Source organism: Patiriisocius sp. Uisw_047 (assembly GCF_047730165.1).
Classification (GTDB): domain Bacteria; phylum Bacteroidota; class Bacteroidia; order Flavobacteriales; family Flavobacteriaceae; genus Patiriisocius.
Genome location: NZ_CP159834.1, coordinates 1,964,396 through 1,979,936, shown reverse-complemented (window position 1 = coordinate 1,979,936; position 15,541 = coordinate 1,964,396). Strand labels below are relative to the sequence as shown.

At 37.5% G+C, this 15,541-nt stretch carries 13 protein-coding genes; 7 read left to right on the top strand and 6 right to left on the bottom strand.

The annotated features are described in order from the left end of the window. Window positions 1–2 precede the first annotated feature (2 nt). From ABXT71_RS08680 to ABXT71_RS08660, 5 genes are all read right to left on the bottom strand, one after another. Window positions 3–944 (bottom strand): aspartate carbamoyltransferase catalytic subunit, encoded by a 942-nt coding sequence (locus ABXT71_RS08680; RefSeq protein ID WP_415370936.1) that lies wholly within the window; start codon window positions 942–944, stop codon window positions 3–5. 162 nt (window positions 945–1,106) lie between these two features. Next, entirely contained in the window at window positions 1,107–1,646 is a 540-nt protein-coding gene (pyrR, locus tag ABXT71_RS08675) for a bifunctional pyr operon transcriptional regulator/uracil phosphoribosyltransferase PyrR (RefSeq protein WP_415370935.1), read from the bottom strand. Window positions 1,647–1,847: 201 nt separating this feature from the next. Then, a complete protein-coding gene (locus tag ABXT71_RS08670) occupies window positions 1,848–2,786 on the bottom strand; it encodes a T9SS type A sorting domain-containing protein (RefSeq protein WP_415370934.1) in 939 nt (312 codons plus the stop codon). 124 nt (window positions 2,787–2,910) lie between these two features. After that, window positions 2,911–4,830, bottom strand: coding sequence for a 30S ribosomal protein S1 (gene rpsA / locus ABXT71_RS08665; protein ID WP_415370933.1), 1,920 nt, complete (start codon window positions 4,828–4,830; stop codon window positions 2,911–2,913). A gap of 258 nt (window positions 4,831–5,088) precedes the next feature. Beyond that, on the bottom strand, window positions 5,089–5,958 hold the full coding sequence (locus ABXT71_RS08660) for a hypothetical protein (protein ID WP_415370932.1): 870 nt from the start codon (window positions 5,956–5,958) through the stop codon (window positions 5,089–5,091). Window positions 5,959–6,267: 309 nt separating this feature from the next. On the opposite strand from ABXT71_RS08660, the gene ABXT71_RS08655 reads away from it, so the two are divergent. From ABXT71_RS08655 to ABXT71_RS08625, 7 genes are all read left to right on the top strand, one after another. Continuing rightward, window positions 6,268–7,464 (top strand): sensor histidine kinase, encoded by a 1,197-nt coding sequence (locus ABXT71_RS08655; protein WP_415370931.1) that lies wholly within the window; start codon window positions 6,268–6,270, stop codon window positions 7,462–7,464. Between the two features lie 146 nt (window positions 7,465–7,610). After that, window positions 7,611–9,530 (top strand): BatA domain-containing protein, encoded by a 1,920-nt coding sequence (locus ABXT71_RS08650; protein ID WP_415370930.1) that lies wholly within the window; start codon window positions 7,611–7,613, stop codon window positions 9,528–9,530. Between the two features lie 27 nt (window positions 9,531–9,557). After that, on the top strand, window positions 9,558–10,811 hold the full coding sequence (locus ABXT71_RS08645; protein WP_415370929.1) for a dihydroorotase: 1,254 nt from the start codon (window positions 9,558–9,560) through the stop codon (window positions 10,809–10,811). Between the two features lies 1 nt (window position 10,812). Next, the gene (locus ABXT71_RS08640) at window positions 10,813–11,136 is read left to right on the top strand and encodes a hypothetical protein (protein WP_415370928.1); all 324 of its coding nucleotides are present in this window, start codon (window positions 10,813–10,815) and stop codon (window positions 11,134–11,136) included. A gap of 82 nt (window positions 11,137–11,218) precedes the next feature. Continuing rightward, on the top strand, window positions 11,219–11,884 hold the full coding sequence (locus ABXT71_RS08635; RefSeq protein WP_415370927.1) for an alpha/beta hydrolase: 666 nt from the start codon (window positions 11,219–11,221) through the stop codon (window positions 11,882–11,884). A gap of 27 nt (window positions 11,885–11,911) precedes the next feature. After that, on the top strand, window positions 11,912–12,286 hold the full coding sequence (locus ABXT71_RS08630) for an arsenate reductase family protein (RefSeq protein WP_415370926.1): 375 nt from the start codon (window positions 11,912–11,914) through the stop codon (window positions 12,284–12,286). 87 nt (window positions 12,287–12,373) lie between these two features. Further along, window positions 12,374–14,830, top strand: a complete 2,457-nt coding sequence (locus ABXT71_RS08625; protein ID WP_415370925.1) for an outer membrane beta-barrel protein — start codon at window positions 12,374–12,376, stop codon at window positions 14,828–14,830. A 398-nt stretch (window positions 14,831–15,228) separates the two neighbouring features. On the opposite strand, the gene ABXT71_RS08620 is transcribed toward ABXT71_RS08625, so the two are convergent. Continuing rightward, the gene (locus tag ABXT71_RS08620; RefSeq protein ID WP_415373087.1) at window positions 15,229–15,300 is read right to left on the bottom strand and encodes a hypothetical protein; all 72 of its coding nucleotides are present in this window, start codon (window positions 15,298–15,300) and stop codon (window positions 15,229–15,231) included. Between the last annotated feature and the right edge of the window lie 241 nt (window positions 15,301–15,541).

The window sequence follows — 15,541 nt, the reverse complement described above, 5'->3', positions numbered from 1 at the left end:
TTTTATTGTAAACCTTCACCTCTATTTATTTTTGCAGCTAGCAAATAAATAACAGCCATACGCACTGCTACTCCGTTTTGCACTTGATCAAGTATAATTGCTTGCTTACTATCTGCAACATCGCTTGTAATCTCTACTCCCCTGTTGATGGGTCCTGGGTGCATTAATACAATCTCTTTATCGAGGCTGTTTAATAGTTGCTTATTCACACCATATTGCTGTATATATTCCCGAGTAGATGGAAAATAACTTACATCCATTCGTTCATTCTGTACGCGTAACATATTTGCTACGTCGCACCAGTTAAGTGCCTTGACTAAAGAAGGCTCATAGCTGACACCGAGCGATTCAATATGCTTCGGCATTAAAGTTTTTGGTCCGCAGACTTTTACTTCTGCTCCTAGCTTTTTAAGTGCAAAAATATTACTCAAGGCAACTCTAGAGTGCAAAATATCTCCTACGATTACCACCTTCTTTCCTGCAACATCACCAAGTCGCTCTCTTATAGAATACGTATCTAATAATGCCTGAGTGGGATGTTCATGCGCCCCATCACCTGCATTGATAATTTTTGCATCTACGTGCTTAGATAAAAAGACACCCGCTCCCGGATTTGGGTGGCGCATTATCACCATATCAACTTTCATAGATAGAATGTTGTTTACGGTATCAATAAGGGTTTCTCCTTTTTGTAGGGATGACGAAGACGCAGAAAAATTAATTACATCTGCAGAAAGTCTTTTTTCTGCTAGTTCAAATGAAAGTCTTGTGCGGGTACTATTTTCAAAAAACAAATTTGCTATAGTAATATCACGTAAAGAGGGTACTTTTTTAATGGGTCTATTAATCACTTCTTTAAAATGATCTGCCGTCTCAAAAATGAGTTGGATATCATCTTCAGTGATGTATTTTATTCCTAATAAATGGTCTGCGCTTAATTCCATCGTATCAATCTTGCTACTCTTTTATCTTAACCTAAAATCTTTTATCCTTTTTTAAAACTTCCAACATAATACCTTTTAGCAAAAGGACATGGGGTTGTTCTTTGCATCTACTTTTCATTTAAAACCTCCAAATCCACACTATAAACTATGAATTTAAAACTCCTATTCTCTTACTAAGTATACTGCATCCTCACCATCGTTTTCTTTCCAACATACCTTTACTTTCTCACCTCCTATAGCATCTACTTGTCTACCTCTGTAATCTGGTTGTATAGGTAAATGCCTGCTAAAGCGTCTATCTATTAACGTAAGCAACTCAATCTCTAGTGGTCTACCAAAGTCCTGTATTGCCGTTAACGCACTTCTTATGCTTCTCCCTGTATACAAAACATCATCGATGAATACCACCTTCTTATCCTCTACAATAAAGTTAAGCATAGTTTTGTTTGCCTCTAAGGGCTTTTCACTTCGTCTAAAGTCATCTCGATAAAAAGTAATATCAAGATAGCCAAGTTGGATTCCTTTAATTTTATATTCATTCTGCAACATCGCTTTTAAACGTTCTGCAAGAAAAATACCTCGTGGCTGGATGCCTACAAGTACCGTATCTTTAAATGTATCGTGATTTTCAATTAATTGACAAGCCAGTCGTTGAAGTGCGATTTGTACTTCGGTTGCGTTGAGTAACACTTTTTGGCTCATAGAAGTTTCTGATTTGTAATCAGGATACAAATTTAAAGGTTTTTAACGAAAAAAGCCATTTCTAAGAACTTTTGTTGAATATAGAGATGTTATGTGAAAGAATAGAAGTATTGACTCAAGTCAATATTGCAGATCAAAAAAACGCATAAAAAAAACCCTTTCTCAAAAGAAAAAGGGTTCTTAGTATTTATTTTATTGTGATTATTTCTTAATCAATTTCTGCACTAGGTCTCCTGCATTCGTTTTAACAGTCACTATGTACAACCCTCTTGAAAGAGAAGAAACATTAATTGTATTGTTTGAAACACTAACTTCTTGTGTCTTACCTAATACATCTGTTACTGTAATGCTTTCTATTTGAATTTCACTAGAAACAGAAATTTCAACAATATCAGTCGCTGGATTTGGATACATTAAAACAATGCTTGCATCTAAGGTGTCTGTGCCTAAAAGATCACAATCTACACCAAAATACAAATTACCAAACAATTCACCACTTCCTAGATCTCCTTCAAGCTCTATTTTAGTAATACCCTCATCAGCTATAAACCCAACAAAAGTTTGTTGGTTAGTAGGCGTAGTGGCATCAAATGTATCAATTAACACATCTCCAGCTCCATAAATTCTAATGATCGTTAAAGGCTCATTGTTCTCCCAAATTTCGCCAGCAACAGCATAAACAGGCTCTGTAAAAGTAATGATTGTAAATTCTGCAAAAGAAGCAGCGCCAACTAGTGGATCTGTATTCCCAATGGCACCAGCCGGGATATAAATAATATCTGTAGAATTTGATGCTGTAACACTGAAACCGTCTTCCAGCTCTCCTGCAGCAAAACAACCATCACCAGCACTACTTATTTCTGCTCCACATGGAGTTATTGCAGAAGGACCACCTACCATATCTTCAAAGGTTAGAGCGTCTGATGCTGAGCCACATTCATCTGCAAAGCCAGTATTGAAATCTGCTAGCGTAGTATACGTAGCCACAATAGGCATTCTATTGTTATCTACTCTTTCTAAAGTTGCTTCTACATAGGTAGTGTTAGAGTTTTCAATAGATTCTAGTGTGTCTGTATAACTAGTTTGTTGTGCTATAGCCATAGAAGAAACCAAAGCCATTAAAAATGTAATTTTTTTCATAATTTTATACTTATTAAATATGCAAAGACAACGTACTAAATAACTTACTGAATTAACATTTACTCAACAAAAAAGAGCCTCTCATTGCTGAAAGGCTCTTGAATAATTAAAATTTAAGAAAATCTTATTTTCCGTCCATTTTATCTTTAAGCGCTTGTAACGCTGAGTTCGCATCCCCTAATGTAGGTTTTGACTCATCAGCTTGCTGCTTAGCTTTAACGGCCGCTTGCTTTACAATTTTCGCTTCTTCTTCTTTATGAATAGACATATGAGATGCTACCACTTTCTTGAATTCTTTGTTGAATTCAATAATTTGGAATTCTGCTTCTTCACCTTTCTTCACATCTGTTCCGTCTTCTTTCTCAAGGTGACGTTTAGGTACAAATGCAGAGATGTCTTCGTTAAAGTTAATTACAGCCCCTTTGTCCACAACCTCATCAATTGATGCTGTGTGCTTAGTTCCTACTGCAAATTCCGCCTCATACTTATCCCAAGGGTTCTCCTCAGTTTGTTTGTGACCTAAACTTAGTTTACGTCCTGAAACGTCTAACTCAAGTACTTTAACCTCTAGCGTATCTCCTACGTTAGTAAACTCACTTGGATGCTTGATTTTCTTAGTCCAAGATAAGTCACTGATGTAAATTAATCCATCAATTCCTTCTTCTAGTTCTACAAATACACCAAAGTTAGTAAAGTTACGTACGATTCCTTTATGAAGTGATCCTACTGGATACTTCGTCGTAATATCTGTCCAAGGGTCTGGCGTTAATTGCTTAATACCAAGAGACATCTTACGCTCTTCTCTATCTAAAGTTAAGATTTGCGCTTCAACCTCATCACCAACGTTTACAAAATCTTGTGCACTACGTAAATGTGTAGACCAAGACATTTCGCTCACGTGGATTAATCCTTCTACTCCTTCAGTAACTTCGATAAATGCACCGTAATCTGCGATTACAACTACCTTACCTTTTACTTTATCACCTATCTTAAGCTCATCACCAAGCGCTTCCCAAGGGTGTGCACTTAATTGTTTAAGACCAAGTTGAATACGTGTTTTGTCCTCATCAAAGTCAAGGATCACAACGTTTAACTTCTGGTCAAGCTCAACAATCTCGTTAGGATGGTTAATACGTGACCAAGAAAGGTCTGTAATATGTACTAATCCATCTACACCACCAAGATCTACAAAGACACCATAAGAAGTAATGTTTTTTACAACACCTTCTAATACTTGTCCTTTTTCTAATTGACCAATGATTTCTTTTTTCTGTTCTTCGATATCCGCTTCAATAAGAGCTTTATGCGATACAACAACGTTTTTAAATTCGTGGTTGATTTTCACCACCTTGAATTCCATTGTTTTCCCAACATATACATCATAATCACGAATAGGCTTCACATCTATCTGAGAACCTGGTAAGAACGCTTCGATACCGAAAACGTCTACAATCATACCACCTTTAGTTCTGCACTTCACAAAACCATTAACGATTGTTGCTTCATCGTGTGCTTTATTAACACGATCCCAAGCCATAATAGTTCTTGCCTTACGGTGAGAAAGAATTAACTGCCCAGTACTGTCTTCACGTACGTCAATTAATACTTCTACCTTGTCCCCTACCTTAAGGTCTGGGTTGTAACGGAATTCGTTAAGAGAAATAACTCCTTCAGATTTTGCGTTGATGTCAATAATTGCATCACGATCTGATAAGAACACTACTTCACCTTGTACTACTTCATTATCGATAGTATCTACAAAGTTGTCCTTAACTAATTGTTCAAACTCATCTAACTTACCATCATCGATTGGGTCAATACCTTCCTCGTAGTTGTGCCAGTTAAAGTCTGTTAAAAATTTGTCTGGATTACTTTCTTTAAGCGAAAGTTCTCTCTCTGGTTTCTGAGGTGTTGCGGCTTCTTCAACCACAGCAGCAGCTTCTACTGCTTCTGCAGAAACTTCTGCAACTACTTCTGTAGCCACTTCTTCCACTTTTACTTTTGCAGCTTTTTCTGCTACTTCTTTGTTTGCTTTATCAGCCATTATAATGTTGCTTCTGGTTTTTTTTAAGCTTTCGCGAAAATATGCCAGATTTGTATTCTGTGCTCTTACAAGAAATTATGCGACGATCCCACAGAAGGGTTTGATTCGATTTATTTATTCCTCTATTCCTGTTTTTATCGCTAGAGGGCTGCAAAAATAATCAATTTCTTTTGATAATCAAACACCTATCAAAAAACATCACATAAAAAAACAGCCCAAAAATTGGGCTGTCGCTTTGATACTTTATTCCGTTACTAATTAGTCTACAAATATCTGTCCCGTTCTTGTGACACCACCACCTGCTTTTGTCCAACTAAAAGAACCCGAAGAAATTGATTGACACGTTTCATCAGTGTAGGGATTTACCCAATAAAGGTTCCAATCTGAAACACCGTTAAAAGTATTCGATGATTGGCCGTGAGCGTAAACAAAGTTAAGGTACAATTCAGGAACAAAATCAAATTGTCCTAAACAAGAGATGTCAAAATTCTCAAAGGAAGTATCAGTATACATTGTATTTCCATAAGTGATAACAACGTTAGTTAAACCTTCACTGCCGCCTAATCCATTAGGGTCTGGGTTAGATCCATCTGCAATAAGATTCCAAGTACCCGTAAATCCAGGAGCACTAGGGTCAATAAAGGTTCCTGTTCTATTTATTGGCATTCTACCTCCAGAAGTAGCTTTTGAAGCTACACCAAAAAACAAGTTGTTATCTTTTTGAGCATCTGTAATAACGGCACTCTCCCCATTAATAGTCACTATAAAAGATGCATTAGCAGCTTTAAAGAAAAATGAATTTTTTTGAACCTCATTATTTTGATCTACGTGTTTAAAATTAATTTTCTCTCCACCAATCATTTTTGCCACGGCATCATATTTAGAATTGTTTCCGAGGTTGATAAAAAGTTCGCCTCTTTCAATTCCTGTTCCTGCTACAAAAACACCTGTAAAAATGCCTTTCCCACTAGCGTCAAATTGAGCCATTGGAGTTTGTTTATCTGCTTCTAGATTAAACTGCGCAGTCATACCTGCCGTTAAATCTTGTGTCTCAACGTTTTCTTGTTCACACGCTGTTAAAAGGAATAATGCGCAAGCAGCGCTTAAAAAAAGGTTTTGTAATTTCATAAGTAGGGTGTTTTTAAATTTCAATCAAATTACTAATAAAAAATGAAATACCATATTCAAGAATGCTTAAAATAAATGCTATGACCAAAGTAATGATTAGTAAAAATATTTACACATACGTCGTGTTTAGGTAAAAAAATATACTGAGGAGTTATTGGTTCAATAAAATGAAAAAAAATGAAACCTAAATAGTAGAATTAGGTATATATTGTTCATCCTAGTTAGAAAGAAGTAGCGTGTCCAGAAACTGGACGCTAATAGATACCTCAACTTGACACCAATACGTTAATTAAGCAATAACAACATTTCATGATTGCTCCAAAAATACCCCACAACGAAAAAAACCGTTTAGCTGCCGTAAAAAACTATAATTTACTGGACACGATGCCAGAGGAGGAATACGATACTATTACTTCCTTAATTTCTGAAATCTGTGAGCTCCCTGTTTCATTGGTCACTCTTCTTGATGCTGACAGAAACTTCTTGAAATCACATCACGGCGTGGATCTAAAAGAATCTCCACGGGAGATTTCGTTTTGTGGTCATGCCATCAATCAAGAAGAAGATTTATTCATCATAGAAGATGCACGTATAGACCCTAGATTTGCTAATAACCCATTAGTGCAACAAGCACAAACGGTTTTTTACGCAGGTGCGCCCCTCATAAGTCCTGCTGGTTTTAAACTAGGTACACTCTGTGTTTTTGACACCAAGCCTCGCAAGTTAACAGAACGCCAGAAATCAATTCTTATTAATATGGCTAAGCAGGTGGTAAAGCTTTTTGAACTTCACAAAAAAAATAAAGAACTTTTATTAATAGAAGAGCAGCTCATAGAGCGCAACATACAATTAAAGAATTTTACCGGTGTAGTTAGTCACAATCTTAAAGAGCCATTAGCAAGCATCACCTCATTAGCGGGCTTACTTAAAGAAGAATATATAAAAGACTTAGACAAGGATGCATTGAAGTATTTGGATTATATAGAAGAGTCTTCGCACACCTTAAAAGAATATATAGACGGGATGCTCTTGTTTTATCAGTCTGACGCACTAGCATCCCAACTTAAAACAGAATTTAACTTAAAAGAACTCCTCGAAGATATTGAAGAAATACTTTTTGTGGAGCACTCAGAATTTAATTATTCTAAAGATGAAGTAATGCTGCTCGCTAATCGTGCCGCCTTATTCCAAATCTTCGTGAACCTCATCGGAAATTCTTTAAAATACAATCATAATAAGACTCCTTACGTCCGTATTGCTTTTTCTGCAAGCAAGGCCTTTTATCATTTTCAGGTAATTGATAATGGCGTTGGTATCGCTAGCGGTAATCAAGAATTAATGTTCGAACTTTTTAGGACGGGAGATGATGCAGACAAGTTTGGGAAGAAAGGTACAGGAATAGGCTTAGCCACTGTAAAGTCTATTGTTACTAAACTTGGCGGTACAATTAAAGTAGATTCTGAAATAGGAAAAGGAGCTAACTTTAGTTTTACGATTAAGAAATAGCTAGCTTTTACAGTAAAAGGGTGTAAAAAATACGCTACCGTATTGAGTAAAGAAAACACACCGGAGCCCTTACTGCATTAAACCCTTAAAAATCAAATAAGATTGCGGTCATTTTTCTATCTTTGAATAATATTTGAAAAACGAGCATGCAGTTTAAACACTCAGAATTACTTTACGCACTTCTCCTACTGCTCATTCCTATCTTTATCCATCTTTTTCAATTACGGAAATTTCAGAAAACAGCTTTTACAAATGTTGCTTTTCTCAAGAAAGTAAACATCCAGACGCGTAAAAGTTCGCAGCTTAAAAAATGGCTCACCCTATGCTTAAGAATGGCGGCCATCGCCTGCCTTGTCATTGCATTTGCACAACCTTTTTCTGCTTCAAAAACTGCCCTCAATACAAACAAAGAAACAGTCATCTATCTTGATAACTCCTTTAGTATGCAGGCAAAAGGCCCTGACGGACCCTTATTACAAAATGCGATGCAAGACTTATACCTTCTCAAAAGCACAGAGAAAATCACGTGGTTCACAAATAACAAGGTACACAGCGGTGTTTCGGAAAAAGCTTTTAAGGCCGAAATGCTCCAGACCGACTATACGTCAAAACAATTATCACCTAAGCAAGTGTTGCTGAAGGCTGCGCAGCTATTCTCTAAAAATGCTGGAGCAGAAAAGAGACTGATTTATGTTTCAGATTTTCAATTAAAAGAGGGGTTCCCTCCCATTCCGTCAACCTTAAAAGTAAGCGCTGTATCACTCTCGCCAGAACGAAAACAAAATATCGCTCTTGACACTATTTTTATAAAAAGTAACGATGCTTCAAAAATCACCCTGGAAGTAAGGCTCACCTCACAAGGAACTACCGCTTCCGTTCCTGTTTCATTTTATAATAAAGAAGTACTTTTAGCAAAGACGAGCGCAGATTTTTCTGAAAGTGCCATTGTGGCCGCCTTATTTGAAGTTAATAAAGAAGAAGCTATTGATGGTCGTATTCTTATTAACGATCCAGACATTAGCTATGATAATACTTTATACTTTAGTATTAATGAAGCTAACAAAGTAAATGTACTCGCTATCAATCAAGGTGATGGTGCTTTTATCACGCGACTTTTTAGCAATGAGAAATTTAATTACACGCCGCAATCTTATAAAAACCTAGATTATAACGCCATCCCAAATCAGAATTTCATTATTCTGAATGAGCTTGATACTATTTCTGCACCATTAATTGCTGCCTTACGCTCCTTTGCAGAAAACGGGGGGAGTATTTTTGTTATTCCTTCAGTGAATGCGGTGATATCAGAGTATAATAGCCTCCTTAGCAGCTTAAGGCTTGGGGTGCTTGGCGAGCGCATTTCTGTAGAAAAACAGATTACCACCATTTCTTTTGATCATCCATTATACCAAGATGTTTTTGAAAAACGGGTCGTAAACTTTCAATACCCAAAGGTCAATTTGTTTTACGAACTTGCTGGGGTCAATGCCGCTGCATTATCTTTTGAAGACGGAAAACCTTTTATTGTTCAAAAGGGCAACCATTTTTTAAGCACTACACCATTTGCTTCAGAAATAACCAACTTTAAGAGTTCGCCGCTCATTGTCCCTACCTTATATAATATGTCTCTGCAGAGCCTGCCTTTGCCTAAGTTGTATTATACTACAGGTGAACCAAACACTTTTGCCATTCCTATCAAGTTACAACAAGACCAGATAATCACACTTAGAGACAGTCTATCTAGTTTTATACCTTTGCAAATAGCAAACTCAAATAAAGTAACGATTACTACGGAAGAAACTCCAGATATTGCTGGCACCTACGCCGTGATGAACGATGCAGACTTTTTAGAGAACGTAAGTTTTAATTATGACCGAGACGAGAGTATTTTACAATATGCGGCATTAGAAGACTGGGAAGGGGTTGACGCACACGATAGCATTGCCGCTCTTTTTGAAAATATAGTAAAAGACAATACCATTAATGAATTCTGGAAATGGTTTGCCATTGGGGCATTCTTATTTCTGTTAGCAGAGATGCTAGTATTGCGATTTTACAAGAAATAGATACCAACTATTAGAAACGACACAGCTATGAAAATTTTACTAAAATCTGCTACCATCGTTGACCCGCAAGGTGGGCTCCATTTAAAGAAGCGAGACCTTCTCATTGAGAACGGTACCATTATCCAGATTGCCTCAAAAATTGATGCGACAGAAAAAATGCGTGTGGTCGAAAAAGACAACCTACACGTTTCGCTAGGATGGATGGATAGCAGTGTGAGTTTTGGAGAACCCGGTTATGAAGAAAGAGAAACTATAGAAAATGGTTTAAACGTTGCAGCGGCTTCTGGATTTACAGACATCTGTATCAACCCAAACACCAACCCAGTTACAGATAATAAAGGCGCAGTACAATTCTTAAAAAGCAAAGCTGCAAATCACGCAGTGCAGGTGTATCCTGTAGGCGCGATGACAAAGGGTGCCACTGGCGATGATCTTGCTGAGTTATATGATATGCAACAAGAGGGGGCGCGTAGCTTTTACGATTATAAGAAGCCAGTCAAAAATGCGAACCTATTAAAAATTGCCTTGCAATACTGTCAGAATTTTAACGGACTTGTACAATCTTTCCCAATGGATGCTGCCATAGCACATAAAGGAATGGTGAATGAAGGTGTAAACAGCACACAACTGGGCTTAAAGGGAATCCCAATGCTGGCAGAAGAGCTGCAAATTACCAGAGACTTATATATACTTGAATACACAGGAGGGAAACTTCATATCCCAACGATTTCGACTAAAAAGTCTGTGCAATTAATCAAAGATGCTAAGAAAAAAGGGCTAGACGTAACATGTTCTGTTGCCGTTCATAACCTAATGCTGACAGATGATGCCCTATCCAGTTTTGATACGCGATATAAGCTAATGCCACCTCTTAGAACTAAGAAAGAGATTAAAGCATTACTTAACGGTTTGCAAGATGGCACGATAGACGGTGTTACTAGCGACCACGCTCCAATTGATATCGAGTACAAGAAAATAGAATTTGACCACGCACAGTATGGCTCGATAGGGCTAGAAAGCTGTTTTGGCGCCTTGGGGAATGTCTTGAATCTTTCTGAAGTTATTACAGCGCTTACGGGATTACGAGAACGCTTTGGTCTTGAAACTGGAGAAATTAAAGAAGGTGTAAAAATACCACTAACACTTTTTGATCCATCGCCAGCGTGGATGTTTGAGAGTGACGCGATTCTATCTACTTCTGTGACGTCTGCACTCGTGCGTCAACAGATGAAAGGGAAGGTATATGGGATTATTTCGAAAAATAAATTGAAACTTAATTAGTATGTCGTTGATACCACCTCCTGGAAGAAATAAAGCCATTATTTGTTACATCACTTTTGTAGGATTGCTAATCGCAATGTCTATGAACAGCAATGAGAAACATCCTTTCGCTACGGCACATATTAAAAACATGTTTGGGATTACGTTGTTGTGGATTGTTTCTAAAGTATTTATTGAATATATAAATTTGATTCTTGGCGAACTGTTTTTCTGGACGTCTATTGGGCTTCTTATTTACTCGCTTATCAGTGCTGTAAAAAACAAAAAACCAGACCTCCCATATCTTACAGCGTGGTTTGAAAAATGGTTTACTTTTTTAGATTAATATTATAAGAACGCTTTATTCTTTTATCCCGCATATACTTTAATATCGCTTTCCTTTTTCTCTCTTTTACTATATTTTACAGATGAAACAAACACTCTCTTTAGAACACAATTATAAGTCACCCGCAAAGAACACAGGCGCTAATCCTGCGATCATACTCATACACGGCTACGGCAGTAATGAAGATGATCTATTTTCTTTTGCGCCAGAGTTGCCAGATCACTATCACATTATCTCCTTAAAAGCCCCGATCCCAATGCAGCCTTCTGGAAATGCTTGGTACAACATTCATTGGGACAATAAAGATGGTAAAATGAGTGACATTCCGCAAGCAATTATTGCGAGGGAGTTGATTTCAAAATGTATTGACGAAGTGGTAGCGAAGTATGCTGCAGATGCAAAAGACATTACGTTAATTGGATTTAGTCAAGGAACGATTTTAAGCTTTTCTGTAGGATTAAGCCATCCTAATAAAGTAAAAAACATAATAGGCCTAAGTGGTTACATTAATACCGAATTACTAAAAGATGGGTATGAACAAAACGACTTCTCAAACCTAAATGTATACTCATCCCACGGAAGTGTAGACCAAGTGTTGCCGGTGGAATGGGCTCGAAAAACAAAGCCGTTCTTAAAAAACTTGGGCATTGACTGTGCCTACTCAGAATTCCCTATAGGTCACGGCGTAGCGCCACCTAATTTTTTTGAAATGAAAGCATGGCTTTCTGAAGTGAAAAGTGAAAAATAAAATATTTCAGAAAAAAATCTATACCTCATGATTGTAATATATCATAATCCTCGTTGCAGTAAGTCTCGCGAATGTTTGCTCATACTGGAAGAAAACGTTGCTTCGCTGCTGACTCCAGATGCATTGGCTAAAACAGAGATTAAAACCGTAAAATATATAGACGAGCCGCTTGATGTGGCAACGCTTTCTGCGATTATAAAAAAGCTGGGCATCGCTCCTATCGAACTCGTGAGAAAAAACGAAGCCATCTGGAAAGAACAATTTAAAGCAAAAACCCTGAGTGATGCTGCTATCATTCTAGCGATGATACAATACCCAAAACTGATGGAGCGACCTATCGTGGTTCACGGGAATAAAGCGGTAATAGGAAGACCTCCTTCTCGAGTGCTAGAAATAATATAAGGGCTCATTTGTTTTAACATAACATTATCAATTTAAGCCGAGGGGCAAAACTATTTTTGTAGTCTAAAAAGAAAAACGAATAACAGCATGAAAATTTATCTAACCACTTGCCTCGTCCTTTTTTCTCTTATTGCGGTTGCTCAAGGACCTAGTCTACCTAAAGACTTTACAGTAAGTGGAAAAGTACTAGAACAGGATGTTAACACGCCGCTAGAATATGCAACGGTTTCATTTATAGACAAAAAAAATAACGTAATAACCGGAGGAATCACAGATCTTAATGGAGCCTACAACATACAAGTGGCAGCTGGCACCTACACCATACGTTACGAGTATATCTCTTTTAAAACCAAAGAAATTACGGGGCAGAATATTACTGCCAATATCACGATGCCAGATGTTTTTCTAGAAATAAATTTGGCAAGCTTAGACGAAGTTATCATCCGAGCAGAAACGACTGAAGTACAAATAAGACTCGACAAGAAAATCTACAATATAGGAAAAGACCTTACCACGAGTGGTGCTACGGTAAGTGACGCTTTAAGTAACGTCCCTTCTGTGACCGTAGATGTGGACGGATCGATTGCGCTGCGTGGTAATGAAAATGTTCGCATACTAATTAATGGCAAACCCTCTGCCATTGCTGGTTTTGGATCTACAGATGCCTTGCGACAGCTTCCGGCAGATGCCATAGAACGTGTAGAAGTGATCACCTCTCCTTCTGCCCGTTATGACGCAGAAGGTACTGCAGGAATCTTAAACATTATACTCCGGAAAGAAAAGACGCTTGGTCTTAATGGATCTATACAAGCTACAATTGGAGATCCTACGAACTACGGTCTTTCTGGAAATCTAAATATTAGGACAAAAAAATATAACATCTTTAACACTACTGGGGTTAATTACAGAGACGCTCCAGGTAATGCATTTTTTGATAACCAATATCTTACCGAAACTGCGACCAATCCATTTGTGACAGAAAGGCGAGACTACGATCGTTTAAACCGTGGTTTTAATACAAATCTTGGGATGGAGTATTTTTTAACGGAGTCTTCATCCATTACAGGATCTGTTTTTTTGCGCTTAGGCGATGATGAGGATACGGTAAGCAACTTTACAGATGAGTTGAGTACACCAAGCATGCTAGAAGTTTCGAGACTGCGACAAGAACTAGAAACAGAAGAAGATATAAGTGTGCAAGGATCTCTTAATTATGTGAGAGATTTTGACACTAGTGGTCATAAACTTACCGCAGATTTTCAATATGAAGTAGACAATGAAAAACAACGATCTTTAATAACAGAACGCAATACCTTCCCTACCATCGAGCGCTTACCGTCTGAGGTGGTGCGCAGTGATGAAGAGAGTACCGAGCTATTATTACAATCTGACTATGTGCGCCCTATTGGCGAGAATGCGCAGTTTGAAGCCGGCTTTAGAGTCAATCTAGAAGAGTCTATCACAGACTATGAGTTATTTGAAGAAGGTGGTTTAAGCAACGAGTTTTACAGAGATAACGGACTCTCAAATGTTTTTACTTATGACGAAGACGTTCTAGCGGCCTATGTACAATACGGTAACAAGCTAGGCACTAAGTTCAGCTATTTATTGGGACTGCGAGCAGAAAACACCAGACTTGCTGGAGCGGTTGAGGCAAACGAAGAAGCCACGATCGGGTTTGACGCAAATTTTGACAATTCATATTTTGGCTTGTTTCCTACTGTAAATTTATCGTACGAAATCGCTAAACGCGAAAACGTAACAGTGGGTTACAATCGCCGTATTAATAGACCTCGCGGTTACTTTATAAACCCTTTTCCTTCTCGCTCGAGTGAGACCAATGTATTTCAGGGAAATCCAAATATTAGTCCTGCTTACTCTAATGCCTTTGATTTAGGCTATTTGAAAAGTTGGGAAAAAATCACCCTTACCACGTCTATATATTTTCAGCACGAGACGGATGCTTTTGAGCGCATACAAGAAGACACAGGTGAGCTTACTCCTAACGGAGTGCCCATTATTAGAACATTTCCTATAAATCTATCTACAAACGATCGGTATGGTTTTGAGACCGGTGTACTTTACAACGCCATTAAGTGGTTGCGTCTTAACGGGAGTTTTAATTATTTTAATTTTAAAAGTGAAGGAAGTTTCAATGGTATCGATTATGGCACAGAAAACAGTAGTTGGTTTGCGCGTGGTAGCGCAAAGGTGAGCTTACCTGCAAAGATAGACTGGCAAACTAATGCATTTTACCGTGGCCCTCGTAATAATGCACAGACAGAAAGTGAAGGCATTTTTTCTGTGAGCCTTGCCTTGAGCAAAGACTTATTTAATGATAATGCGACCCTTGGGCTTAATGTGAGTGACCTCTTTAATAGTCGCAAGCGTATCTCTAGAACAGAAACTAGCACGTTTATACAAGAGAGTGAATTCCAGTGGAGACAACGCCAAGTAAACCTATCATTCACATATCGCTTTAACCAGAAAAAGCAAGGCCCACGTGAAGACCGAGGTGGTGGCGATGGCGATTTTGAAGGGTAAAATTAATTTTAACCGGTAGCCGTATTTTAGGACATAACATTAAAAAATCCCTACTCTTTTTTAAATTTGTTTTTAATTAATTTTCTTTTCCATTCTTCTCCAAAGAAGTCAAAGACATTAAGAGAATAGATTCCTAACAATACTAATCAAGAAGGAATCATCCACAAAAATATATTCCGATTTGATGAATTAATAATTGCAAGAATTAATGGAACTACCAAGCTTAATATTGCAATTGCAAGAAATTTATAAAGCCTCTTAACATTTTGACCGTATCCCCCTTCTTTTCTAATCTGTTCCCTTTCCTGGGTCTTATCTGAATCACTTATATTTATTTCAAAAACCGCTGCTAAAGATTTTAAAGATTATAGACCTGCATTCTCTCCATTTTCAATTCGCTAAATAGTTCTTATACTTAATCCACTCATTTCTGCTAATTGACTCCATGACCAATGTCTTTCTAATCTCATTTTTTTAATATCTCTTAAATTAATTGTTTTAGGTTCGTGCTTTTAAAGGTTTACAATAGTATTTATTACTCAAAGATAGCTGTTAAGCTTTCTTTAGTTTGCAATAGACAAAACATCATTATGACTGCAATATGATATTAATCTGACGCTAAAAATAAATAGAAACAAAACATGTATAATTAGTTGCTTGTTCTCCAATACTTGGAAGATCCTAAAGATTTTTCTCTGGTTCTTTGTATTT